This is a genomic window from Roseibium sp. AWQ4_290 (genome assembly GCF_056160985.1).
Window position 1 is genome coordinate 70,519 of sequence record NZ_JBSWYG010000005.1, and the last position, 24,878, is coordinate 95,396.

Genomic DNA, 24,878 nt, shown 5'->3' on the forward strand with positions numbered 1-24,878 from the left:
AGGCGAATGCCGCGAAATTGGCCGAATCAACTATCATAATGGCGCTATGCTGCACGCGGAGACTGTAATAGACCCAGCATCGAAGGACGGTGGCCCTGCCGCCGGATCAGGGTCTGCGCTGTCTGACGTCCGCGCGGAAGGCAGACGGGGCAAGAGGTCACGGTCTCCCCGCCGAAAGCGCTTCGGCCTCAGGCTTGCCTTTCTTCTGGTTCCGGCCGCCCTTGGCGCAGCGGTCATGATCCAGTTTCTGGTCTTTGCCCATCAGATCGCGACTGCGAAAGTGCCGCAAGCAGCAAATGCGGATGCCATTGTGGTGCTGACCGGTGGCCATGCCCGGGTGAATGAAGCCGTGCGGCTGCTGGAGGAAGGCCATGCGAGCCGCCTTCTGATTTCCGGGGTTCACCCCGGCACGACTCGCAAGCAGCTGGCGGCCGTCACCTCGTCCCACATGCCACTGGAAGAAGGCAGCGTTGATCTGGACAGAGTGGCCCTGAACACGGCGGGCAATGCCACCGAGACCGCAAACTGGGTCCGGAAAAACGGCTTCAAGTCCCTGCTGGTCGTCACAAGCGCCTATCATCTGCCCCGGGCCCAGGCCGAATTGTCCGACGCACTGCCGGATGTGGAGCTGATCGCCTATCCGGTGTTTTCAGCAGATCTGAAACTGGACACTTGGTACCGGGAACCGAAGACAATCCGGCTTCTCATGCGCGAATATGTGAAGTATATCCTCGCCAGACTGCGTAACTCCGTCAAAGCCGTTTCCTGACGCTTGTCAGCAGATGGGCCGGGGGCCACGCGGGCCTTGTTCACATATTCTGGTGCCATGATTCTCATCCGTTCCACCCTGTTTCAGGTGCTGTTTTATACGGTCACACTGATTGAAATGCTCCTGTTCTCTCCGGTCATGCTGCTGCCACGTTCCTGGGGCTGGGGCATCGTGCCGCTGTGGTCGCGCAGCCTGTTGTGGCTCATGCGCGTGGTGGCCGGGATCAAGGTGGAGTTCAGGGGGCTGGAAAACCTGCCTGACGGCGGTTTTATCGCAGCCATGAAGCACCAGTCCGCCTGGGAAACGGTCAGCCTGATCCCGCTTTTCTCCAGCCCCACCTTCATCTTGAAGCGGGAACTGCGCTGGATCCCGATTTTCGGCTGGTACACGGCCAAGTTCAAACAGATCCCGATCAATCGCGGCAAACGGTCCGAAGCGCTGGCGGCCATGATGGAAGCCGCCCGGGAAGCGATTGACGAAGACCGTCAGATCCTGATTTTTCCAGAAGGAACACGCCGTCCGGCGGGGGCGGAGCCGAAATACAAATACGGCATTGCCCATCTTTACAAAAACCTGAACTGCCCGGTCGTGCCGATTGCCCACAATGCCGGGCTCTACTGGCCGCGCTCGTCCTGGAAGGTGTATCCGGGCACGGTGATTGTCGAGATCCTGCCACCGATAGAGCCGGGGATGGCGCCAGATGCGTTTTATGCACAGATGGTTGAGAGCATTGAGTCTGCCAGCGACCGGTTGATGGACGAAGCGCGCCGGGCGCCGTCGCCTTCACCGGTCTTGACGTCCGCCGATGCGCTTAGAGCAAATCGCGCCTGACTGGATTTGCCTTATTTGCCTTTCGCCGCCGGGCACCTGGGATGTCAGCGCAAAAAGCAGATCTGGCCCTTCGGGTGATGGAACGCAGCCCATCGGCAGCGTTGCGCCGCTTGCCTGGTCCTCCGCGTCGCGCCGCGAGACGTGCCTTGCCTTGCCGAATGAGCTGCTTGCGGGCATCAAATGCTGCAGTCTGCTCACCCGATGCTCCAGCGGCCTGAAGCGCCAGCGGGCAGGGCTGGGGCCAGCTCCCTGGCTCTGGTGTTTGTCAAAGAGCCTTCAGCTGTGCCGCCAGCCAGGCAAGGTGGGTGTCGGCAATGCCCATCTCTTCCAGATGGGCGGCTGTGTTGATGACATATTCAGGGTTTTCACCGGATTTTCCGGCCGCTCCCTTAACAATCTCAAGCTGCGTTTCCCTGGGCAAGGCACCTGCATATTGCGCATGGTCATGGTCGACCATATAGACCAGCGCCTTGACGGTCTCGCCCGTGTCCAGTTCAACGCCGTGCCAGTGTTCTTTGTAGACCATGGTGGTCTGTTCGCGGGCGCGCAGATAGTCGAGTGTTTGCGGCCAGACCGCTTCAGAAACCTGATAGACCATGCCCCGGCAAGCGCCGCCATTGTCGAGACCAAAGACAAGGCCGGGCCGCTCCTGGGTGCCCCGGTGAACCCAGGAATAGACACAAAGCGCCCGGTGGGCACCGCGCAACAGGGCCGGTTCGCAGCGCAAATGGTCAAATCCGGGATTCCACATCAAGGAGCCGTAGCCAAACACCCAATAGTCGTTCATCTCGTCCAATCAGCCTTTCCGGTCCTGCTGTCTGCCCCCCACGAGACCCGTGTTTCGCGCTCCTTGGCCGAAACGTCAACAGGCGCGGCGCCATGCCTTGCTGATCCCACAGTTTTGCGCCATCACTTGAATTGGCAAAAAGGATTTCCTCTGCCAGCTGTTATTGGCTGGAGCTGGAGCCGCAAAGAGGGTGAGCAAAAGAGTGTCAGAGGGAACATCCAAATCTGCCGGATCATCAAGGCGCCGCTATATTCTGCTGCTGGTTGCAATCGGTCTGGTGATCGCAGGCTGGTCCGGCGCCTGGGTTTTCGGCCGGTCCGTTCTGGCCGGCCAGCTGGATCAGCAAATGGCGTCCCTGGGGCGCCAGGGACTGGATCTGTCTTGCTCGGACCTGTCCATTGGCGGGTTTCCGTTCCGCTACGAAGTCTCCTGCCGGGACCTTGCCTCCCGCGACCGGGCGGGGGCGGAAGGCGCCGTCGGCGCGCTGAACGCGGTTGCGCTGATCTACAATCCCTGGCATCTGATTTTCGAGGCGAAGCCGCCGGCGTCTGTTTCGGAGCCCCTGAGCGGTCTTTTGGGCGAGATGCATTGGGAAACCGCCCGGGCCAGTATCAAACTGGCCGATGGTGGTCTCGGGGCGCTGGACGCGATTGTGCAACAGCCCGAAGCGGCGGTGGAGAACACGCTCTCCTCTGGGCTTTTTGGAGCCGACAAGGCGGAGCTTCACATCCGGCACATGCCGGATAGCAAGGATGATGCTGAAGGCTTTTTGTCCGTAAATGCCTTGAGGCTGAAGTCAGTACCGGAATTCGGCAAACCCATCGACCTGCGCGCCCATATTCAGGTGACCGGCGGGGCGCTGCTTCTGGATGGGCTGAAGCTGCCCGCCCTGGTGCAGATCGGCAATGGCCGGCTGCCGGTCAAGCTGGTGCTTCTGGAGACGGTGATCGGGCCGAGCCGTGTGGCAGCGCATGGGGAGCTAGTGATCAATGGCGACGGCACGCTGTCAGGGCAGATGAGCCTGACCATTGGTCATCCGGAGGCGTTTATGGCGGCTCTCAAGCCGCTGTTCCCGAGCGGAGACAAGAACTATGAATTGGTGCGCACGGTCGTCCAGAACATGGCGCCCCTGACCAAGGAGCTGGACGGGGAGCCATCCATTGTGCTGCCATTTTCCCTTGAGCGGGGACTGGTCAGGGCCGGGCTCATGCCGTTGACCCGGATCCCACCGCTGTTTTCTGCAGGAAGTTAGGGAGGTGAACCCTGGTGCATGCCGCAAAAGGCAAAGCGGATGCAATGTGCTTTGCCTTCACCTGAATATTTGGTGATGTGCTGGCTCCCGTCCGGCCAGGCGGCCAAGACCGGGAGCCTGGTGTCCTGAAAGGATCAGTCGCCGGCAACCCGGTCGATCGGGATCAGGTAGCTCTTGCGGTGATCCGGCTCGGCGATCTTTTCATAAAGGGCAACTGCAGGTGCGTTCTTGCCCGGAACAATCCAGCGCAGGTGCAGCCAGCCGCGTTTCTGGCCTTCGCTGACCAATGTGTCGATCAGCTTCCGCCCGACACCCTGATTGCGGTGGTCGGGATGCACATAAATATCATCCAGCTGGCCGATCCTCAGTCCGGTGATCAGTTCCGGAAGGTCAAAATAGACGCCGAAGCCGATCAGCTCCGCGTCAACAAAGGCACCAAGAACCTCCGCCGTTTTGTCGCCCAGAATGCGTTCGGCGTAATATTCGTCCGGCCGGCGCGGGGCGCCGCGTTTGAGGGCCTGGGCGTTTTCAGCAATAAGTGGCGCGAGCTGATGGGCCTCTTCCGGCCCAAGGGCTCTGATCTCCGCTTTGGTCATGTATTCCCCGGGAATGACAAGTCAATGGTCGTGGTGGCCCAACATGTCCCGAAACGGCAACCGGGATCAAGGACCTGAATCAAATTCCACTTCTCGCCGTTTCCTGCTTTTGCTGTGCAGCTTTTCGTGCCAAGAGCGGTAAGGACACGGAAACGGGATGGAATGATGGAACGGGCCGCGCGGATGAAAGCAACGGTGATCGGTTTGAGCGCGGTTCTCATGTGGGCAACGCTCGGCCTGTTTGGGGCCGGATCCGGCGGTGTGCCGCCCTTTTTGCTGAATGCCCTGTGTTTCGGCACCTCGGGTCTTCTGGCACTGGTCTGGGTGGCTGCCAGGGGGAAACTCTCCCTGCTGCGCCAGCCGCTCAAGGTTTGGGTGTTCGGCACCGTTGGCCTGTTCGGCTTTCACTTCTTTTATTTTACGGCCATCCGCAATGCGCCGCCGGTGGAAGCCAATCTGATCAACTACACCTGGCCGTTGCTGATCGTGCTGTTTTCCGCCCTTCTGCCCGGCGAACAGCTGCGGCTGCATCACATTGCCGGCACGGTGCTGGGCCTTGCCGGTGCCGCTCTGCTGATCACCGGTGGTGAAGGGGTGCAGTTTTCCGGCCAGTTTGCACTTGGGTATGGGGCAGCAGTGGTGTCTTCGCTGTTCTGGTCGAGCTATTCGGTGCTGTCCCGGCGGCTTGGAACGGTCCCGACAGAAGCGGTGGCCGGATTTTGCCTGACCACGGCGCTGTTATCGGTTCTGTGCCATCTGATCTGGGAAGACACGGTCTGGCCCGCGTCAGCGCTGGAATGGGGATCGGTGTTAGCCCTGGCCCTGTTCCCGGTCGGGCTGGCTTTTTTTACCTGGGACATCGGGGTCAAGCGCGGCGACATTCAGGTTCTGGGGGCGGCAGCCTATTCCGCACCTCTTTTATCCACCCTGCTTCTGATTGCCTTCGGCTTCGGGGCTTTGACTGTCTCCGTCGGCCTGGCTTGCCTGGCCATCACCTTTGGGGCGGTGATAGCGGCCAAAGACATGATTTTCAAAGGGCAAGACAAGGCGGCTGCCTAGAGCATCGTGCTCTAATGGAAGGCGCGGGTCTTCCCCCTTCGGTGGATTTCGTTCCGCCGCGCAATCTCTTATGCTGCGGCGCAACGACTGTTGACAGCCTTGGGACTTTGCGATGACCTCACCGATCAGACCTCGCCGCTCCGCGCTCTATATGCCGGGCTCCAATGCCCGCGCGCTTGAAAAAGCCAGGACGCTTGATGTCGACTGCCTTTTGCTGGATCTGGAAGATGCGGTAGCCCCTGATGTCAAGGATCTGGCCCGGACCCAGATTGCCGAGGCGGTTGGGTCTGGCGGCTATGAGGGGCGGGAAGTGGTGATCCGCATCAACGGGCTGGACACGCCCTGGGGCGAGGCGGATCTGGAGGCCGCCGTCAAGGCGGGGCCGGACGGGATTTTGGTGCCCAAAGTCAATTCCCCTGCCGACCTGCAACGTGTGGCCCACATGCTGGCCCGCCACAATGCGCCGGCATCCGTCAAGCTGTGGGCGATGATGGAAACACCGGAAGCCATGCTGAACGCAGCAGCCATCGGGGCTTGCGGCCAGGATCCGCAGGTGCGCCTGTCCTGCCTGGTCATGGGTACGAATGATCTGGCCAAGGAGACCCGGGCGCGTCTGGCCCCGGGGCGGGCAGCCATGATGCCCTGGCTGATGACCTGCGTGGCGGCGGCCCGAGTCGGAGGGGTCGACATTCTGGACGGGGTGTTCAACGCCTTTCAGGATGCGGAAGGCTTTGCCGCCGAATGCGCGCAAGGGGTGGATATGGGAATGGACGGCAAAACGCTGATCCACCCCAAGCAGATTGCCGCCTGCCATGCGGCCTTCAGCCCTTCGGACGAGGAAGTGGCCTGGGCCCGGCGAATCAATGATGCCTTCGGCCGTTCCGAAAATGCGGGCAAGGGGGCAATCCAGGTGGACGGCAAGATGGTGGAACGGCTACATGCGGAAATGGGCAAGCGGGTGCTTGCAATTGCCGATGCCATTGAGGCACGTACGGCCAATGACAACGAGAGATCTTCATGAAGCTATACCGATTTATCACTGGCGTGGATGACAGCGAATTCTGCCACCGGGTCACCGAAGCACTCAACAAGGGTTGGAGCCTGTCCGGGTCGCCCTCCCTCACCTATGACGCGGCCCGCGGCGCAACCATTTGCGGTCAGGCGGTGACCAAAGAGGTGGACGGGGACTATTCCCGGGACACCAAGCTGGGTGACCATTGAAACGGTGAAGGGGCGCAGCGGCACTGCATTATGCGGCCGTAGGGACCAGAGACCAGACGCGGTCGTTCGAAAGCCGGTCGCAGAACAGGCCAGCCCCTGAGCTGGCCTTGTTTCTTTCCTGTTTCAAAAGCGCAATCAAAATAAGAAATAACTTTGATATGCAACTTTTACCTAAGGTATTGGCTTTGGTTTGCTCAGAAAAGACGTTACTTTTTATAATGGACCGAATAAAATAGATTTTAGTATTTTAATGAGAGTTATTTTTGTAGGCGTCGTAAGTGATTTAACGACTTATATTATAAATTCGATATAATGATCGCGAATACAAGCGATCATGTGGCTGGATTTGATCCTGGTTTATTGATCTTGATTTAAATAAGCAAGTAAATGCCAGTGGTAAATTTACGGGGTGACTTGAACGAAGCGGCCAGACTTGCGGAACTCAAGAGCTTTGAGTTTCTGGAGCATGAGGCCAATTCCCTGTTTGACGATGTGACGCAAACCCTTGTGGCCATCTTCAAGACAGACATCGCCTTCGTGTGCTTTGTCGGCCGGGACCAGCAGAAATTTCTGTCCCAGATCGGCCTTGGCGTGAATGCGGCGCCGCGCGGCGATTCCTTTTGCTCCCATGCCATTTCGCAGGATCAGCCCTTCTGCATTTCCAACGCGGCGGTGGACGAAAGATTTAGCAGCAATCCGGCGGTGACGGGCGGGCCGAAGCTGCGCTTTTATGCGGGCGCCCCACTGATCACCAGCAACGGCTTCAAGATTGGTACACTCTCCATAGCCGACAGGGCACCCCGGGAGCTCACAGCTGATGAACGTGGCACGCTGGCGGCCATGGCGCGGCTTGTGGTCCACCAGCTGGAAGGCCAGAAGGCGAGATACGAAAAGGACCATGAGACGGCCAGACTGCAAACCCTTCTGGACGATGTTGCCAATGTGATTTCGGAAGGTCTTGCGGTTTTTGATCAGGATGACAGGCTGGTCTATTGCAACCGGAAATACCGGGAATATTACGGCAAGGGCGCAGGTTATGTGCGGCTCAAACGGACCTTTGAAGAGATTTTGAAAGACGGTGTCAATGCGGGTTACTTCGCCGATGCCATTGGCCGGGAAGAGGATTGGCTGCGCCAACGCCTGGCCCATCATGCAAATCCGCCGGACGAACCGTTAGAGCAACGGCATATCAACGGCCAATGGCTGCTGATTTCCGAACGGAGACTGCCCGGAGGGGGCATTGTCGGGGTGCGTACGGACATCACCCGGCTGAAGGAAAACGAGCGCAGCATTCGCGAGAGCGAGCAGAAGTTCAAGGACTATACAGCGACCGCCTCGGACTGGATCTGGGAGACTGGCATTGATGGCAAGGTAACTCATCTGTCCGGCAATCAGCTGGGCATGAAGGGTCTGGATTCGGACAAGATCCTTGGCAAAAGCCGGCATGAAGTCACCTCTGAAAACCGGCAAGAGGAAAAATGGAGCTGGCTCGACGCCACGATTGCGAACCGCGAACCCTTCAGCGAGTTCACCTACCGGATGATGGGAACCGACGGTACGGAACAGGTCATCTGCGTCTCGGGAGTGCCCGCCTATGACGAGACTGGGGAGTTCAGGGGATATCGGGGTACGGGGCGCAATATCACCGCTCAGGTGCGCACAACCGAACGTCTGCAGGCTGCCGAGGCGCGCATTCGGGCGGCGCTCAACAACACGCTTGTTGGGATTATCCTGATTGATGCGAAAGGCACTGTTCTTGAATTCAACCGGGAAGCCGAGCGCATGTTCCAGTATGACAGCTCGGATGTGATTGGCCGGAATGCGGCGATGCTTATGCCCGAAGACCACGCGATTCGGCATGATGCCTTCCTGGCCCGATATTGGGAAACCGGGGAAAAACGCTTTCTGGGTCAGGCCCGCCGGGTCTTGGGGCGGCGCAAGGATGGTACGCATTTTCCACTGACGCTTGGTTTGGGAGAGGTGGATTTGCCGGACGGTATCCAGTTCATCGGATCACTGACGGATCTGAGTGAGCAGGAAAAGCTGGAAAACCAGCTGCAGCGGGCTCAGAAGCTGGAAGCGATCGGGCAACTGACCGGCGGGATCGCCCATGACTTCAACAATATCCTGGGCATTATTGTCGGGAATCTGGAGCTTGGCCTGCGCCGGGCCGAGCCCGGATCGAAACTGGCCGGCTATTTTGAAAAGGCCCATTCGGCGGCGGCGCGTGCCACCCGCACGACCCAGCAGCTGCTCTCGTTTTCCCGGCAGAAGGATTATTATTCGGAAAGCCTGACCTGTGAACTGAACACTGCAGTCAAGGATGTGGAGGCTCTGCTCCAGGGCTCGATGACCAAGGGTGTCGAGCTGACGATCCGGCCTCTGCCCAGTCCACTGAAGGCCCATGTGGATGTGGGTGATCTTCAGGATGCCCTGATCAATCTTGCAGTCAATGCGCGCGATGCAATGAATAATCGCGGCACGCTGACCATTTCCCTGGATGAGATTCATCTTCAAAAAAACAGCTATGCCCCCGGCCTTGCGGATCTGCCTTGCGGCCGCTACGGGGTGATTTCGGTGGCCGACAGCGGCCCTGGCATTCCCGAAGAGGTCAAGAGCCGGATTTTCGAGCCGTTCTTCACCACAAAGCCGAAGGGGCAGGGCACCGGGCTCGGCCTCGCGATGGTATATGGCTTTGTCAAACGCTCACGCGGCGATATCAATGTCTATTCCGAAACGGGCGTCGGCACCTGTTTTCGCCTCTATATCCCGCTTCTGGAGGATATGCCGGAGGTTGCGCCTGCTGCTGAAAAGTTGTCTGCGGGGATTCCAAGAGGCCAGGAGCAGGTGCTCGTGGTCGATGATGAGCCGGAGCTGGCGGACTACGCCAAGACCTCCCTTGAGGAGCTTGGCTATGAAGTCCGCACTTGCACCTCGCCAGCTGAAGCGCTGCAAGTGTTGATGGTCGACAGAGGCATATCCCTGCTCTTTACCGACATCGTCATGCCGGGGCCGCTCAATGGGGTTGAGCTGGTGGATCAGGCACGGGATATGAGACCCGGCCTGAAATGCCTCTATACTTCAGGTTTTCCCGGAGAAGTTCTGGAAAAAGCGAATCTCAAAGCCACGGATTTTCTGGCAAAGCCCTACAACCGCGCGGGGCTGGCCCGGGCTGTGCGCAGATGTCTTGACGAAGGTAAGACGCCATGAAGGTTCTGGTCTATGACGATGAGACCGAATTCGCCATGTTCCTCAAGGAGGCGGTGGAGGATCTTGGCCATACCGTTGCCATCGCAACCAATGCCAGCGAGTTTGCGGAGAATTTTTCAGTTGAAACCGACCTGATCTTTCTGGATCTGTTCATGCCGGAAGTGGACGGGATCGAATGCATCCGCTTTCTGTCGAGCACCGGCACCAAGGCCTCTTTGATCCTGATGAGCGGTCAGGATCCGGCTATCCTGAACTCTGCCCGGGAGGGCGCCAGAGCCAGCAATCTGACCGTTCTGGAAGTCCTGACCAAACCGATTTCTCTCAGTGCGGTCGACGCGGCGCTGGAGACGGCCGATGAGCATTTCCGCGACTCGAATTGCAAGAACGTGGCCACCACAAGTGAAGGCTGGGAATTCGGCCAGAGCGACATTCTGGCCGGTTTGTCGGCGGATCAGTTCTTTGTTGTCTATCAGCCTCAGCTGCGGCTCAAGGACCGGGAACCGGTGGGGGTCGAGGCGCTGATCAGATGGCACCATCCCGACCATGGGCTCATCATGCCCAATGACTTCATCGAAATGGCAGAGCATTTCCCCGACACGCTGAACCAGTTGACCCGGTTCGTGATGGAAACGGTCTGCCATGATTTGGGGCCGTTGACCGCGATCAGCCCGGGCCTGACCGTGTCCGTCAACCTCTCCGCCGTGACCTTCGACGACATTGGTTTTGCAGAAAAGCTCTTGCAAATTGTCCGCAGCGCCGGGCTGGAGACCAACCGGTTGGTGCTGGAGGTGACGGAAACGGCCGCCTCGTCCAGCGTCGGGCGTGCTATAGACACTTTGACACGCCTTAGGATGGCCGGGTTTGGCGTGTCGATTGATGATTTCGGCACGGGATATTCGTCGCTGGAGCAGATCGTTCAGGTGCCTTTCACAGAGCTTAAGGTGGACAAGCGCTTTGTAAAAGACATGCTCACGAGCTCCAAATGTCAGGCGATCTGCGAGATCTCCTGCCTGCTGGGGCGCAAGACCAACATGCTGCCCGTGGCCGAAGGTGTGGAAGATGAGGACTCAGCCCGAGCGCTGGAAGCGCTGGGTTATGTGATTGCGCAAGGGTTCTACTTCGCAAAGCCCATGCGGGTGGCGGAGCTGTTTGCCTGGCTGAAGGAAAGGACCAGCAATCCACCTGTCGCCAAGCTCAAACAGGCCCGTGAAATCTCGATTGCGTGAGCGGGGAAAAGGAAGCCTGTCCCGTCCGCGCCGAGGCTTCACTTTCAGCGAAAAGCCACGGCGAAGAGTTTTTGATACAGGGCTTCCACCTGGTGCGATGCCTCCGGACCCTGGCGGGCAAGGGTTGAAAGCCCAGGGGCCGCATTGACTTCCAGGACAACCGGTCCTGTGCCGGGTCCGCCGGACGCGGGCAGGATCAGATCGATTCCGGCATAAGTCAGGCCCAGTGTGCTTGTGGCAAGACGAGCAAGATCCAGAACACCTTGAGGCACCTTACCGGTCACAAATTGCGCCGTGCCACCGGCGGACAGGTTGGCGACGGGCAGGAGCTGCAGCCTCTGGCCTTTGGCCGGAATGGTCTTGCGGGTGACGCCCTGGCGATGGAGTTCATTGTCGATCCGGCTGTCGGCAGGCTCAAGGGTTTCCCGTCCGGCAATCAGCTCCGAGAGGGTCTGGATGCCGTCGCCGATCACGCTTGGGCTCTGCCGTTCAATGGCACACAGTATCTCCCCTTCCAGAACAAGGACCCGCAGATCCCGGCCGGTGACCGCTTTTTGGACCAGAAGAAGGTCACGACGCTGGCACAAATCCTCCAGCGCGTCCCAAAGGGCATGCCAGCCGTCCACCCGGATCACATCGCGGCCTTCCCGGCCTGAATTGGGTTTGACATAGAGGGGAAAGCCCGCTTCGGCGGCAAAGCTGCGGATGGCCCTTGCAGGGGTGTCGCAGGCCAGATCCCCGGCGCGGACCAGATGATGCGCTGGAACAGGCACACCGGCCTGTTTCAGAAACGTGGCCGTATAGGCTTTGTCGGCAGCAATTTCGGCGCTGCCGAACCGGTTGAGATCAAACCGGGTGCCCTTGAAGAACCAGCGCCTGCCATCGGGGGCTTCCACCAGTCCCGCATGGCCGTAAGGATCTGCAGCCGTCAGCCGCAAGCCGTGGCGGGCGCAGTAAGTGTCTAGAAGGTCAAAGACGAGAGATCGGCGTTCCGGGTCCTTGCCGGATGTCAATTGCGGCCCTTGCGCTGATTGGCATTGGCCAGATAGTCGATCTTGAACAGGTCCGGATTGGTCGGCGCGTTGGACACCACATTATAGACCGCAACAGAGGTGTCATAGCCCTGCTGGTCGGTCACGGTCCATTGCTTGAGCGCGAAATCCTCACTGTCGAAAATGAGGGTCAGCGTGCCCGAATTGAACTTCGTCTTGTCGAAGATTGTGACGGTGATCAGGTCCTTCTCCACCAGAACATTGGTGACATTGGTGTCCTTTTCCAGGTCGATATTGTCGGACAGGAGAAAGCGCAGCGGTGTCTGGCCAAGGGGCCATATGTCCTGGGTGTTCAGCTTGCGGTCGCGCACGGAGACCGACTTGCCGTCGGCCACAATGTCCAGCACCGAGGGTTTGTTGTAGTAGAACCGCACCTTGCCGGGGCGGGCCATATAGAACTTGCCGTCGGACTGACTGCCATCCGGGCCGAACTGGATGAAGTCCCCGTGCATGGTCTTCACGGAGTTGAAATAGGTGCTCAGCTCTTTCAGTGTCTTTTGCTCGTCAGGGGTCAGCGCATGGGCCGGAACCAGCAGCGACAGGACCAAGGCGGCCGCGAGCGCCGGGCGGCTCAAGGACCGGACGAGGCGGAGAGCAAAGCGTTTCAGCATGATGCAGTGTCCTAATTCGTTAAGCCGAACAGTTTGAGCTTTTGGCTATAAAGACTGTGTGGCAAAGCTTTGGCATTTGGGAGTTAAAACTCGTCTTCAACGCCGTTTTGCACCAGAATCTCCCGTTTTCCGGCATGGTTTGCCGGGCTGATCAGGCCTTCCTGCTCCATGCGCTCAATCAGGGAAGCCGCCCGGTTATAGCCGATCGACAGACGCCGCTGCACGTAGGAGGTGGAGGCCTTCTTGTCCTTCAGCACGATGGCAACCGCCTTGTCGTAGAGCTCGTTGCCTTCACCGCCCCCGGCCAGACCGCCGCCGCCATCATAGGGGCTGTCGCTTTCGTCTTCTTCCTCAGTCACCGCTTCCAGATATTGCGGTGTACCTTGGACCTTCAGATGCTTGACGATGTCCTCGACCTCGTCATCGGACACAAACGGGCCGTGAACACGCTGGATGCGGCCGCCCCCAGCCATGAACAGCATGTCGCCCATACCCAGCAGCTGCTCGGCGCCCATTTCGCCCAAAATGGTGCGGCTGTCGATCTTGGAGGTTACCTGGAAGGAAATCCGGGTCGGGAAATTGGCCTTGATCGTACCAGTGATCACATCCACCGACGGGCGCTGGGTGGCCATGATCAGGTGTATGCCGGCGGCACGGGCCATCTGTGCAAGGCGCTGGATCGCGCCTTCAATGTCTTTGCCGGCCACCATCATCAGGTCGGCCATCTCGTCGACGATGACAACGATATACGGCATCGCCTCCAGCGGCAGTTCCTCTTCTTCGTAGATCGGCTGGCCGGTGTCCCGGTCAAAGCCGGTCTGCACGGTCCGGGTGAAATTCTCGCCTTTTTCGAGGGCCTGTTTGATCCTTGTGTTGTATCCGTCAATGTTGCGGACACCCATCTTGGACATTTTCTTGTAGCGCTCTTCCATCTCCCGGACCGTCCATTTCAGGGCAACAACGGCCTTTTTCGGATCGGTCACAACCGGGGTCAGCAGGTGCGGAATGCCGTCATAGATGGATAATTCCAGCATTTTCGGATCGATCATGATCAGTTTGCACTGGTCCGGGGTCAGCCGGTAGAGCAGGGACAGGATCATGGTATTGATGGAGACGGACTTGCCCGAGCCGGTGGTCCCGGCCACCAGCAGGTGGGGCATGCGGGCCAGGTCGGCCACAACGCTCTCGCCATTGATGGTCTTGCCGAGCGCGAGCGCCAGCTTGGCCTTGTTCTTTTCAAAGTCCTGGGCGGCCAGCAATTCGCGCAGATAAACGGTTTCCCGGCGTGCATTCGGCAACTCGATGCCGATGGCGTTCTTGCCCGGAATGACGGCAACACGGGCGGAGATCGCGCTCATGGATCTGGCAATGTCGTCGGCCAGGCCGATCACGCGGGAAGACTTGATGCCCGGGGCCGGTTCCAGCTCGTAAAGGGTCACGACCGGACCGGGGCGAACTTCGATGATTTCCCCGCGAACGCCGAAATCCTCCAGAACCCCTTCCAGGATGCGGGCATTCTGTTCCAGCGCGTCAGCGGACAGACCCGGCACCTTGCCGCCGGCCTGGGGTTCGGCCAGCAGGCGCAAGGGCGGCAGCTCATAGTCTTCCGGAGCACCGAGGAACGAAGGCTGGGCCTCGTCAATGGCGCGTTTGCTCTGTTTCGGGCGAGGCGCAGGTGGAATGACCCGGCCCGCCTGGGGTGCCTGGGCAGCAGCGTCGGGTGCCGGAGCCGCGGAGGGCGGCGATGCAATGCCGACGGGCACAGGTACAGGCACCGGGGCCGGGTCCGGCCGCACACCGGAAACGGGCCCCTTGTCGATCATCAGATCCTCCGGCTCAAAACCTTCCCCCTCTTCGTCATAGGCGGACGGGGCGTAGGGATCATCATAGTCGTCGTCATGCGCCTGCTGGCCGCGCTCGTAAAAGGCGTCCAGACCGTCATCCTCTTCGGGCATCAAACGGCCGGTCAAAGCCCTTTTCAGGGCGCTGAAGCGGCCTTTGCGGCGATCGCTGCCGTCCTCACCGTCATCTCCGCCGTCATCGGGGCCAAAGCCGTCTTCGTCCCATTCTTCTTCGTCATGGGCGTCATGACCCTGGGTCTGGCCGGTGGCACGGCGGAACCTGGACAGCCCCAGCAGCCGCCAATGCTCCATTTGGCCCACCATGGCGCCGAAAGCGGCGGAGAGGCGGGATTCGCCATCTTCCTCATCCTCCAGGCCAAGCTCTTCTTCCAGTGAACGGCCATGGCCCTTGGGGGTCTTGGTGGAGCGTTTGGTCTTGGCCGTCTTCTCCGGTGCGGCCGCCTCGGCGCTGCTGCGGGCGCCCAGCCAGCCGGCGGCGGAAAGAAGCAGAAAGATGGCCGGAACACCAAGGCCCAGGCTGCCGACAATGGTGGCCGCCCCGCTGGTCATGTTGGAGGTGATCAGGGCTGGAATCCGGTGCACCATATCACCATAAAATCCGCCCAGTCCGGTCGGCAGCGGCCAGCTGTCGGGAACGGGCAGGGCAGCAAGCGCACCTGCGGCAAGACTTGACCCGGCGGCCCAGTAAAACAGTTTCCTGCGGCCGATTCCAAGCGCATGTCCGGCCAGCAGCCGCCAACCCCACAGCACCAGCGGGATCAGGAACACGGCTGTGGCCAGGCCAATGGTCTGCATCAGGATATCAGCCAGGACGGCGCCGGGCGCGCCAAGGGCATTGCGCACCGGCGCGCTGGTGGCGTGGTTGAGACTGGGGTCGTTGACCGACCAGGTTGCGAGCGAGGCGGCCAGCATTGCGGCGAAGGCAATGATCGCCAGCCCGCAGGCGCCCACCAGATTGCGCCGCAAAAACCGTTTGAACGGGCTTTCCGTATCCAGAAGGTCAACAGAAGATCGGCGGCCGTTGCCGCGCACTGCGCTGGCCCGTCTCATGCTTTGTCTCCAAACCAGGTTGCCATGCGCTCAAGCGCGGTCCGTGTTGTCTCCAGCGGGGCGACCAGCCCGACCCGTATGAAATCGCGGCCCGGATTGCTGCCATCCGACTGGTCCGAGGCGAGATAGTTGCCCGGCAGTACTTTTACGCCGATGTCCTGCCACAGGCGCCGGGTCACGGTGACGCCGTCGCCCCAGGTGCCGACATCAAGCCACAGGAAAAACCCGCCTTCTGTGGTCACCGGCCCCAGAATCGGGCCGAGCAGGCGTTCGGCGGTCTCGAATTTTTCATTATAGAGCCTGCGGTTTTCAATGACATGGTCTTCGTCCTGATAGGCTCTGACCGCCACGGCCTGATTGGGCAGGGGCACCTGCGGCGCCGCCAGGCCCCGGAACCGGGCCCATTTTCTCAAGAAGTCAGGGTCACCTGCGGCAAATCCGCAGCGCAGACCGGCCAGGTTCGAGCGTTTCGACAGGGAATTCAGAACGATGATGTTGGAAAAATCCGTGCCCATCGCCTTGGCAGCTTCCAGAATACCGGCCGGCGGCGTGCTGCGGTAGATTTCCGAATAACATTCATCGGCAAAAATATAGAAGCGGTGGGCACGCGCCAGTCCGATCAGGCGCTGCCAGAAGGCCATACCGGCAGGGTAGCCTTCCGGGTTGGTCGGTGAGGCCACGTAGAAGGCAACCGTCCTGTCCAGAAGCTCAGGGTCGAGATTGTCCAGGTCCGGCAGGAAATTATGGCCCGGCACGGCGTCCAGCAGAACGGCCTCGGCATCGGCAATATGGGCGGCGGCGGCATAAGTCTGGTAGAATGGATTGGGCAGGATCACCACCGGATGGTCCAGTCCCTTGTCCAGCTGGTCGCGGGCGGCAATGGCGCCGAAGGACAGACCCTCGCGGGACCCGTTGAGCGGCAGCACCCCATGTTCGGGATCGACCATTCCATCAAGATTGTAACGCTTGTCCAGCCAGCTGGCGATGGCCTTGCGGAACTCCGGTGTTCCGGCAATGGGCGGATAGCGGCGGAAATCGGCCATATTATCGGCAAGGACACTGGCCGTAAAATCCGGGATCGCGTGCTGGGGCTCTCCGATGGTCATCATAATCGGGTCACGCCCCGGGGTCTCGCCGTCAAGAAGCTCGGCAAGGCGCTGAAAAGGATTGGAGCCCGGCAGGACGGCGCCGCGCTTATAGGCTTTGGAGCTGGCAGTCATTCAACATCCGGCTGTCATTACGCATTACGGTGACCCGACCCTATCGTCTCCTTGGTAAATCTCTTATTAACCAAGCGCGGGGCCAAGCGTTTTCGGGGTCCCGATTGCCTGATGAATCGAACTTTTCTAAGGTCTGAAAACGGTTCACACCTTGATTGTGAAAGGAAATCCATGACCGGGAAAAAGGACCCCGTTTCCGTAGTCTGTTTTGGCGACTCCCTCACCTGGGGATTCAACCCTGTGGACAAATCGAGATACGGCCATGATGTACGCTGGACCCGGCGGCTGCAGGCCGAACTCGGCCCGGATTTCTACGTGATCGAGGAGGGCGTCAACGGGCGCACGACCGTGTATGATGATCCGGTCCGGGGTGACAAGAACGGGCTCGCCCATCTTGCCACCATCCGCACCACTCATATGCCGATCGATGTCCTGATCATCATGCTCGGCTCCAATGATCTGCAGGACCGGTTCAACCTGAGCGCCAAGGCCATCGGCCGGGCCATGAGCCGGGTGCTCTTTGCCGCGACCCGCGCAAGCGATGATGTGGAAGGGCGGGCACCCAAAGTGCTGTTGATGTCGCCGCCGCCGCTGGGGGATTTCACCGGGCTGGAATTTGAGGGGGTGTATTCAAACGCCCATGGTGGCGTTCAGTCCCGGCTCTTGGCGGGCGTCTATGCCGAACTTGCAAAAATCTATGGCACGGCTTTTTTCGATACGGGCACGGTGATCTCCTCCAGCCCGGTTGACGCGGTCCATTTCGACGCGGCCCCGCAAGCGGACCTTGCCCGGGCCGTGGCCGGGCAAGTGCGCAAGCTGGTTTAGGGTGTGCCGGGTTCTCATCCGGATTCAAGCCGCTTTGTCTTTTGCCTTGAAATCTCTGATGTCAGGCTGTGGAAGGCAAAATCGATCTAACGCGATTTGCATTCTCGTCACCTGACTTGGAAGTTCGTCACATTTACCGGCCCGCTCCGAACGACCTTCAGAGTCAAGAAGGTGACTAGCAAGGTCATGTTTCTAGTGTGGTTTCCGAATTTGAAAGACGCTCTAGCCGAGTGCCGCCCGGTTCTTCTTCAGCCTCTCCAGGGCTTTGCGGATGCGGACTTTGACCGAGCCCGCAGTTTCTGACGCTTGCGCGGCCAGCAGCTGCTCTTGCGCTTTGGAGTGAAAACCGGGAAAGCGCTCTGCAAGCACCGCAAGGGCGTAAAAGCCCCAGGCCCGGACAAATTTGTTGTCTGAGGACCTGGCTGCGCGGACGAACTCTGAAAGGGCGGGCCCGGAAGCCTCCGGCAGATCAAGATGTTCCAGATATTGCAGCACATGCAGCCGGGCTTCCCAATGGGTTATTTTGGGAAGCGCTTTGAGATGCCTTTGCGTAAGTTCTGCTGAAAGCGGCGGCCCCTTTCTGTCAAAGTTTCGTTTGATCAACCAGGTTGCGCCGGTCTGGGTGGCGTCTGCCTCACACAGTTCGACAAGGCAGGACAAAAACGCTGGGTCGCCGCTCCAGATCTCGCAAGCGGCGGTAAGACATTTCGGGTTTTTGCCATCCCAGCCGCGCACACACGCTTCAACATCGTTCCGCATGGTGCAATCCTGACAGGGATGTCCGGATTTGCAACTGTGCGAAACACAGGCTGCCCCTAGCCCGGGCCGGGCAGCCTGGAGCGGGCCAGCTGAAAGAAGCAGACAGGCACGCTGATCATCAGGATGAAGACCAGCATGGCGTGGGCCGTGATCACTGTGTGCGGCAGGGGCAGCAGGAGCACATAAAGAAGGGGCTGCATCCAGGCGATCCCGGCCAGAAACTGCAGACCCATCGGCCAGTCCGGCAAATCCCGGGTCATGAACAGGATCCCGGCGGCAAACAGAGGCCAGCTATAATACATGAAGGATGGCGCGCAGGCCGCGCATAACAGCAGCAGGAACCCGAGGCGCAGAGGATAAGGCCAGGTCTGTGGCAGCCGGTAGGCGCAAACCGCCCCGAGGACGAGTGCCAGGCCGACGCCTGCGGTGCGCAGGCCCGGGGGAAAGCCCAACCGGCCCAGAAACGACCGTAAGGACGTGTCCCATTCAAGCGCGGTAAGGGCATAGGCCTGGTAGAGTGGATGGGACAGGGAGGCCAGATAGGCCTCAAACACGTGTGGCCCGAACAGGGCAAGGGTGGCAGCACCAAGCGCGAGCGTGCCCGTTGCCGCCCACAAGATGCAGCGCCAGGCGCCAATGCCCATCAAAAAGAACGGCACCAGAAGGCCGTATTGCGGTTTGATGGTCGCCAGCGACAGGGCGAGCCCGGCCAGAACCGGCCGCTCGCGCGCCTTCACAAGGGCAAAGACCATCAGCGTGATCACAAAAAGGGACAGGTTAAGACGCAACAGGATCTGAACCGCCCCGGTGGAAGCGGCAAACAGAAGGCAGAGCACCCAGGGCTGTCCGGTAATCCGGGGCAGGGCCAGCAACGCAGCCAAGGTGAGCGCCATGGTGGCGGCCTTGAATGTAGCGAAATCCGTCCAGGCGAAGGGGTGAAACAGCGCCAGGGCATGGGGCGGGTTCAGGAAGATCAGGTCCTGAAGCCGTTCGGACAGACCGCTGCGGAAGAGGTCCGGCGTGTAGACACTGGCCGCCGCGCCCGCATTGGTCATTTCCGACGCCCGGTAGAACGTGGCCAGATCCTCCACCCGCGTATCCTTCAAGGCCGCCGGCAGAGTGAATATTTCCTTGCGGGCGTTCCAGAGGGTGACCAGAGTTCCTGCCGCCGTGATGATCAGGAGCCACAGAAAGGCGGGTCCGCCAAAACCCATCCGGACGGCTTGGGACTGCCAGAAGGGCAGGAGACTACGGGAAGATGCCAAGGAATTTGCCTCTCGGCCGGGTACTGGAACGTCAAGTCGGATCGGCCCGTATCATCCCAAGAAACCCTAAATGTCCGCTTAAGCCGTGAGCCTCCGGCGGACCGGGCCCGCCCATGCGCGGCGGCCAGTGGGGTTGGTCTGTCTTAAAAATCCACCGTCAGGCCCTTGATTTCCCAATCGTCATAGCGGGTGGGTTCCAGCCCGCCACGGCCATTGACTTCTTCGGGCAGGGTGGCCTGTTTTGCATCGATCTCCTTGCGCCGCTCTTCGGCTTCGGCAAGAGCGCGCTGGGCGGCCGGGGGCAGGTCTTCGAACCGCTTGCGGGGCGTTTCTTCCAAATCCGTTTTGAGAGACGGCGCGTCGCTCTGGCTGTAGGCGGTGATCGGGTCTTTGTTCGGGTCGGTCATGATCGTGTGGCTCGGGCTTGCCTTTGAGAAGAATAAAGGTTCTGTCATGGGTTATAGGGTAAGCTTGCCAAAAATGGCAGCCATACCCATCTAGACAGGTGATTTGAAGCGGCTGGATCCCGCCATGATGATCCGGTGCGAAGAGCGCGTTGAGCGCGGGCGGCCTGAACGGGGGCCGGGCCTCGGCGCCTGTTGTTTGGACGCAGGAAACGGACACACGCGGCAATGAACTATCTTCGAACAGCCATGCTGTTGGCGGCCATGACCGCGCTCTTTATGGGCATCGGCTTCATGATCGGCGGACAGGCGGGCATGATCATTGCCCTGGCCATTGCTGCGGCCATGAACCTGTTCAGTTACTGGAATGCGGACAAGATGGTTCTGCGCATGCATCATGCGCAGGAGGTCGATGAGCGGTCCATGCCGGACTTTTACCGCATGGTGCAGCGGCTTGCTCACAATGCCGGGTTGCCGATGCCCAAGGTCTATATCATCAACAATCCGCAGCCCAATGCCTTTGCAACGGGCCGGAACCCGGAAAATGCTGCGGTCGCTGCCACCACCGGACTGTTGAACATGCTGACGCCGGAAGAAGCTGCTGGTGTGATGGCCCATGAACTGGCCCATGTGAAGAACCATGACACCTTGATCATGACCATCACGGCGACCATCGCCGGGGCCATCTCCATGCTTGCCAATTTTGCCTTTTTCTTTGGTGGCAACCGCAACAACCCGCTGGGTATCGTCGGTGCTCTGTTGATGATGATCGTTGCCCCCATGGCGGCAATGGTGGTGCAGATGGCGATCTCGCGCACGCGTGAATATGCGGCGGACCGCATGGGTGCCCAGATCTGCGGCGAACCCATGTGGCTGGCCTCCGCTCTGGCGAAGATCGCAGGCGGTGTCGAGCGCATTCACAATCCGGACGCTGAGGCCAATCCGGCAACAGCGCATATGTTTATCATGAACCCCTTGTCCGGGGAGCGCATGGACAATCTGTTCTCGACCCACCCGAACACCCAGAACCGGATTGACGAGTTGCGCAAACTCTCCGATGCGGGCCTTGGCACCGGGGGGCGCTCCAGCGGCCTGTTCTCCCGGGCCCAGCCTGCCGCTGAGCAAGGCCCTTGGTCCGGGTCCGGCGCAACTGCGCGGCCAGGCGCCCGGTCCGGCCCGGACACTGGATCGAAATCCGGCCCGTGGTCGGGGCTCGGAGGCCGTGACCGGTCCCCCCCGCAGCCCCGGCGCCCGAAAGGTCCCTGGGGTTAGTCACCTTGATCTGAAGTCGTCACATTTTCAGGCAGGTTCCGAACGAACTTCAGATTCAAGAAGGTTACTGGCAAATTTCAAATTCACCTTACGATACTCTAGGCCTCCAGCGTTAAAAAGCGTGCGGCAACAAATCGCTTTTCCCCGCGACCCAATCGGATTAAAATCATGGACATGCGCCGCAGCCGGAGATCCCGGCTGCGGCGCTTGGTTTTCGCCGCTCTGCCGGCCCATTCAGGAAGTTTACTTGACCACGCGCCCGAAAAAACCGCCCTTCCAAAAGCCTTCGGGCGCCCCCAGCGGGAGCTCTGCAGACACTGCGGAAAAGCCCGGATTTGCTGCCCGTAAGGTTGCTGCCGATATTCTGGGTAATGTGGTCCACAAGAAACGGCCACTGGACGGAGAGTTGGACACCGTCTCCGGCCATTCCGGCTTCCGGGCTTTGGCGGCCAACGACCGGGCGCTTGTGCGGGCCATCATCGGAGCGGCCCTGCGCCACCGCGGCGAAATAGGCGAAGTTCTGGACCGGTTGCTGGACCGGCCGATCCCGGAAAAGACTGGCAGGGTGCTGGATATTCTGCACACGGCTGTGTCGCAGATGCTGTTTCTGGACATTCCGGACCGGGCTGCGGTCTCGCTTGCGGTGGATCATGCGGGGCTGGACCGCAGAGCCCGGCCCTATAAGGGCCTCGTCAACGGAGTTCTGCGCCGTCTCGGGCGGGAGCGGGACGATATCACCGAAGATCTGGATCCGGAGTGCTTGAACACGCCTGACTGGCTGTGGGAGAGCTGGCAGGAGGCGTATGGACCGGACACCGCGCGGGCGATTGCCAGGGCGCACCAGACAGAAGCGGCGCTGGATCTGAGCGCCAAGGCTGACCCGCAAAGCTGGGCAGAAAGGCTCGGTGGAACTCTTGTCGGGGCCGGCAGCATCCGGCTGGAGAAGAAGGGTGCCGTGGAGGCGCTGGACGGGTTCGCCGATGGCGCCTGGTGGGTGCAGGATGCTGCCGCGGCCTTGCCGGCCCGCCTTCTGGGGGAGATTGAGGGCCTGAGGGTTGCCGATCTGTGCGCTGCGCCGGGGGGCAAGACCGCCCAGCTGGCTGCAGCCGGGGCAAAGGTGACCGCGGTTGACATTTCCGCAAGCCGCCTGAAGCGTCTGGACCAGAACATGGCGCGGCTTGGGCTGGCAGTCACGGCCGTTGCTTCGGACCTGCGCAGCTTTGAGCCCGAAAGCCCCTTTGATGCCGTGCTGCTGGATGCGCCCTGCAGCGCGACGGGCACGCTCCGCCGCCATCCGGATGTGGCCTGGATCAAGAAGCCATATGATATTGAAAAACTTGCCGAAATTCAGCAAGATCTGCTGGACCGGGTGTTGTCCTGGATCAAGCCCGGGGGTCTGCTTGTCTACTGCACCTGTTCGCTGGAACCGGCAGAAGGGGAGGCCCAGGCGTCGGCCTTTCTTGAGCGTCAGGCCGGCCGTGTGCAGCTGAAGCCGGTCACGCCGGAGGAGACCGGAGGGCTCAGCCAGTGCATTTCGGCGGAGGGCTATCTGCGCTGCCTGCCGTGTCACGACGCCAGCTCCGGCAATGGCAATATGGGCATGGATGGATTCTTTGCGGCCAGATTTCAGCTGTCTTAACGGTGCATAAACGGTTCGGTTGCAATGATTCATCAACGAAATGCTAACCTTAACGAACAGTTGTCATGTTGAAGAGCAATAGGGCACAGGCTCTTGAAACGGATGTGGCTCAGGAGCCTGTGCCCGATCGGCTCCACAAGGTGGAGAAACCTTATAGTCGCGCGCAGACCATCAGCGTCGGGGATGGTCCGGTGAAATTTGCAAGCCTGCATGAAAGGGGCCGGATCTGGCGTCTTGTGGTCCTGCATTTTTGGCACCGGACACTGAGATGGTTGCATGGCGGACCGTTGTTCCGCCTGCAGCCCTTCTCAGCCGTGCCCGCACGTCTGTTGATTGCTCCTCAGGACCTGCGCACCGCCGACGAAACCAATGCGGGCGATATTTATGGCGGCCGGTTCCTGTTCTCAGGCCACCTGGTGGAAACCCAGGGCCGCTCCCCGTTTGAAATGCGCGCCGTGCATGAAGACTGGCTGCGCGCGCTGCACAGTTTTGGCTGGCTGCGGGATCTCAGGGCCTCCGACAGCCAGATTGCGCGCCAGAATGCCCGCGTGCTGGTGGCAGACTGGATCCGTCATTGTGGCCGCCGCCATGATATTGGCTGGGAAGCTCCGGTTGTCACCCGCCGGATCCTGTCCTGGCTGGCCCATTCGCCGTTCATCCTTCAGGACGGGGACCACGATTTCTACCGGGCCTTCGTCAAGTCGCTTGCCTATCAGGTGCGGTATCTGCGCCAGACCATCAACGAGACCGAGGACGGGGTTGTCCGGCTGCAGGCAGCGCTGGCCGTTGCATCCGCCTGTATTTCAATGGCTGGACAAGGCCGGTTTTCCCGCCAGAGCATCCGCCGTTTGGAACATGAGCTGAGCCGTCAGATCTTGCCCGATGGCGGGCATATCTCGCGCAGTCCCCGCGCGCTTATCGATATTATGGCAGACCTTTTGCCTATTCGTCAGGCCTTTGTCGCCCAGGGGCTGGAAATGCCCCCGGCCATGTTGCAATCGGTGGACCGGATGATGCCGCTGCTGCGCTTCTTCCGCCATGGGGACGGAGCGCTGGCCCATTTCAACGGCATGGGCTCCACGCCAAACGACCTTGTGGCGACGATCCTGGCCTATGATGATGCGCGCGGGGCGCCGCCGCTCAATGCCCCCCATTCGGGGTACCAGCGGCTGGTGGGCGGCAATTCCGTCGTGATTGTCGATACGGGGCCGGTTCCGGCCCTTTATGTTTCAGGCGATGCCCATGCCGGGTGTCTGTCCTTCGAATTTTCCTCCGGCCCTAACCGTCTTGTGGTTAACTGCGGGGTGTCGCCGAAATCCAACGCCCTTTGGCGCAAGGTCAGCCGGTCGACCGCAGCCCATTCGACCGTGACAATCGAGGACACTTCATCCTGCCGCTTTCTGGCGGATGAGCCCTTCGGTCGCCTGCTCGGGGCGCCGGTCCTGTCGGGTCCGCTCTCCGTGCCGCTGGAACGGGAGGATGATCAGGCGGGCAGCCGGATCACGGCCTCCCATGACGGCTATGCGGCCGCATTCCAGGTTATCCATGAACGGGATATGCGCCTGTCCGGCGATGGCACGGTTCTGGATGGAATTGACACGTTGCGGGCCCTTGGCCCGCTCAATGCCAAACACCGTTATGCCTTGCGCTTTCATCTTCACCCGGCCTTGCGCACCTCCATGCTCCGGGGCGGCTCGGCGGTGCTGCTGGTCTGCCGGGATGGTGAAGCCTGGGAGTTTGAGGCGCCGGGCTGTGAGATGATGCTGGAGGAAAGTATTTATCTTTCTGATGTTTATGGCCATCGCAAGACCGCGCAGATCGTGGTGTCCGGATCGCTTCAGGAAGCACCGTCCGTTGGCTGGCAGTTCCGCAAGACCGCCTCGGCGCGGCTGAGCCGCCGCGGGACCAGTGATTTCGACGAGCCGTCCGGCCTGCCGCTTGAGGAATAGGGCTGCCCCAGACCTTCCG

At 60.3% G+C, this 24,878-nt stretch carries 21 protein-coding genes; 12 read left to right on the forward strand and 9 right to left on the reverse strand.

Going from position 1 to position 24,878, the window contains the following annotated elements; genetic code table 11:
* Positions 1-235 precede the first annotated feature (235 nt).
* Complete coding sequence (locus tag ACXAH0_RS06635; RefSeq protein ID WP_475189849.1) at positions 236-769, forward strand: YdcF family protein; 534 nt, start codon at positions 236-238, stop codon at positions 767-769.
* A gap of 57 nt (positions 770-826) precedes the next feature.
* Complete coding sequence (locus ACXAH0_RS06640; RefSeq protein ID WP_475190034.1) at positions 827-1,600, forward strand: lysophospholipid acyltransferase family protein; 774 nt, start codon at positions 827-829, stop codon at positions 1,598-1,600.
* Positions 1,601-1,865: 265 nt separating this feature from the next.
* Here ACXAH0_RS06640 and ACXAH0_RS06645 read toward each other — a convergent pair whose 3' ends face one another.
* Positions 1,866-2,387, reverse strand: coding sequence for a gamma-glutamylcyclotransferase (locus ACXAH0_RS06645; RefSeq protein ID WP_475181093.1), 522 nt, complete (start codon positions 2,385-2,387; stop codon positions 1,866-1,868).
* Between the two features lie 202 nt (positions 2,388-2,589).
* Between ACXAH0_RS06645 and ACXAH0_RS06650 the strand changes: the two genes are divergently transcribed.
* A complete protein-coding gene (locus ACXAH0_RS06650; RefSeq protein WP_475189851.1) occupies positions 2,590-3,639 on the forward strand; it encodes a DUF2125 domain-containing protein in 1,050 nt (349 codons plus the stop codon).
* A gap of 134 nt (positions 3,640-3,773) precedes the next feature.
* Here ACXAH0_RS06650 and ACXAH0_RS06655 read toward each other — a convergent pair whose 3' ends face one another.
* Positions 3,774-4,235 carry a GNAT family N-acetyltransferase gene (locus tag ACXAH0_RS06655; protein WP_475181008.1) on the reverse strand — a complete coding sequence of 154 codons (462 nt, stop codon included), beginning with the start codon at positions 4,233-4,235 and terminating at the stop codon, positions 3,774-3,776.
* Positions 4,236-4,397: 162 nt separating this feature from the next.
* On the opposite strand from ACXAH0_RS06655, the gene yddG reads away from it, so the two are divergent.
* From yddG to ACXAH0_RS06680, 5 genes are all read left to right on the forward strand, one after another.
* A complete protein-coding gene (yddG, locus tag ACXAH0_RS06660) occupies positions 4,398-5,294 on the forward strand; it encodes an aromatic amino acid exporter YddG (protein WP_475181011.1) in 897 nt (298 codons plus the stop codon).
* Between the two features lie 112 nt (positions 5,295-5,406).
* Entirely contained in the window at positions 5,407-6,315 is a 909-nt protein-coding gene (locus ACXAH0_RS06665; RefSeq protein ID WP_475189852.1) for an HpcH/HpaI aldolase/citrate lyase family protein, read from the forward strand.
* Positions 6,312-6,515 (forward strand): DUF1737 domain-containing protein, encoded by a 204-nt coding sequence (locus ACXAH0_RS06670; RefSeq protein WP_475189856.1) that lies wholly within the window; start codon positions 6,312-6,314, stop codon positions 6,513-6,515. The genes ACXAH0_RS06665 and ACXAH0_RS06670 overlap by 4 nt, the downstream gene beginning before the upstream one ends.
* Positions 6,516-6,902: 387 nt before the next feature.
* Positions 6,903-9,725 (forward strand): PAS domain S-box protein, encoded by a 2,823-nt coding sequence (locus ACXAH0_RS06675; RefSeq protein ID WP_475189859.1) that lies wholly within the window; start codon positions 6,903-6,905, stop codon positions 9,723-9,725.
* Positions 9,722-10,951, forward strand: coding sequence for an EAL domain-containing response regulator (locus ACXAH0_RS06680; RefSeq protein ID WP_475189860.1), 1,230 nt, complete (start codon positions 9,722-9,724; stop codon positions 10,949-10,951). Before ACXAH0_RS06675 ends, ACXAH0_RS06680 begins: the two co-directional genes overlap by 4 nt.
* Before the next feature lie 44 nt (positions 10,952-10,995).
* Here ACXAH0_RS06680 and ACXAH0_RS06685 read toward each other — a convergent pair whose 3' ends face one another.
* The 4 genes from ACXAH0_RS06685 to ACXAH0_RS06700 form a co-directional block, all read right to left on the reverse strand.
* A complete protein-coding gene (locus tag ACXAH0_RS06685) occupies positions 10,996-11,964 on the reverse strand; it encodes an ATP-grasp domain-containing protein (RefSeq protein WP_475189862.1) in 969 nt (322 codons plus the stop codon).
* On the reverse strand, positions 11,961-12,614 hold the full coding sequence (locus ACXAH0_RS06690) for an outer membrane lipoprotein carrier protein LolA (protein ID WP_475181039.1): 654 nt from the start codon (positions 12,612-12,614) through the stop codon (positions 11,961-11,963). Before ACXAH0_RS06690 ends, ACXAH0_RS06685 begins: the two co-directional genes overlap by 4 nt.
* 83 nt (positions 12,615-12,697) lie before the next feature.
* Positions 12,698-15,526, reverse strand: coding sequence for a DNA translocase FtsK (locus ACXAH0_RS06695; RefSeq protein ID WP_475189865.1), 2,829 nt, complete (start codon positions 15,524-15,526; stop codon positions 12,698-12,700).
* On the reverse strand, positions 15,523-16,746 hold the full coding sequence (locus ACXAH0_RS06700; protein ID WP_475189867.1) for an aminotransferase class I/II-fold pyridoxal phosphate-dependent enzyme: 1,224 nt from the start codon (positions 16,744-16,746) through the stop codon (positions 15,523-15,525). The genes ACXAH0_RS06695 and ACXAH0_RS06700 overlap by 4 nt, the downstream gene beginning before the upstream one ends.
* A 171-nt stretch (positions 16,747-16,917) precedes the next feature.
* Here ACXAH0_RS06700 and ACXAH0_RS06705 point away from each other — a divergent pair, with 171 nt between their 5' ends.
* Entirely contained in the window at positions 16,918-17,571 is a 654-nt protein-coding gene (locus ACXAH0_RS06705) for an SGNH/GDSL hydrolase family protein (RefSeq protein WP_475181054.1), read from the forward strand.
* A gap of 222 nt (positions 17,572-17,793) precedes the next feature.
* Here the strand turns inward: ACXAH0_RS06705 and ACXAH0_RS06710 are convergent, their stop codons facing one another.
* From ACXAH0_RS06710 to ACXAH0_RS06720, 3 genes are all read right to left on the reverse strand, one after another.
* Positions 17,794-18,330, reverse strand: coding sequence for a hypothetical protein (locus tag ACXAH0_RS06710; RefSeq protein ID WP_475189869.1), 537 nt, complete (start codon positions 18,328-18,330; stop codon positions 17,794-17,796).
* A 56-nt stretch (positions 18,331-18,386) separates the two neighbouring features.
* Complete coding sequence (locus ACXAH0_RS06715) at positions 18,387-19,595, reverse strand: glycosyltransferase family 87 protein (protein ID WP_475189871.1); 1,209 nt, start codon at positions 19,593-19,595, stop codon at positions 18,387-18,389.
* Between the two features lie 143 nt (positions 19,596-19,738).
* A complete protein-coding gene (locus ACXAH0_RS06720; protein WP_475190036.1) occupies positions 19,739-20,002 on the reverse strand; it encodes a DUF1674 domain-containing protein in 264 nt (87 codons plus the stop codon).
* A gap of 225 nt (positions 20,003-20,227) precedes the next feature.
* On the opposite strand from ACXAH0_RS06720, the gene htpX reads away from it, so the two are divergent.
* From htpX to ACXAH0_RS06735, 3 genes are all read left to right on the forward strand, one after another.
* Positions 20,228-21,271: a zinc metalloprotease HtpX gene (gene htpX / locus ACXAH0_RS06725; protein ID WP_475181065.1), complete on the forward strand. Its 1,044-nt coding sequence runs from the start codon at positions 20,228-20,230 to the stop codon at positions 21,269-21,271.
* A 247-nt stretch (positions 21,272-21,518) separates the two neighbouring features.
* Positions 21,519-22,910: an RsmB/NOP family class I SAM-dependent RNA methyltransferase gene (locus ACXAH0_RS06730; protein WP_475189873.1), complete on the forward strand. Its 1,392-nt coding sequence runs from the start codon at positions 21,519-21,521 to the stop codon at positions 22,908-22,910.
* A gap of 65 nt (positions 22,911-22,975) precedes the next feature.
* Positions 22,976-24,859, forward strand: a complete 1,884-nt coding sequence (locus ACXAH0_RS06735) for a heparinase II/III family protein (protein ID WP_475189875.1) — start codon at positions 22,976-22,978, stop codon at positions 24,857-24,859.
* Positions 24,860-24,878: the final 19 nt, after the last annotated feature.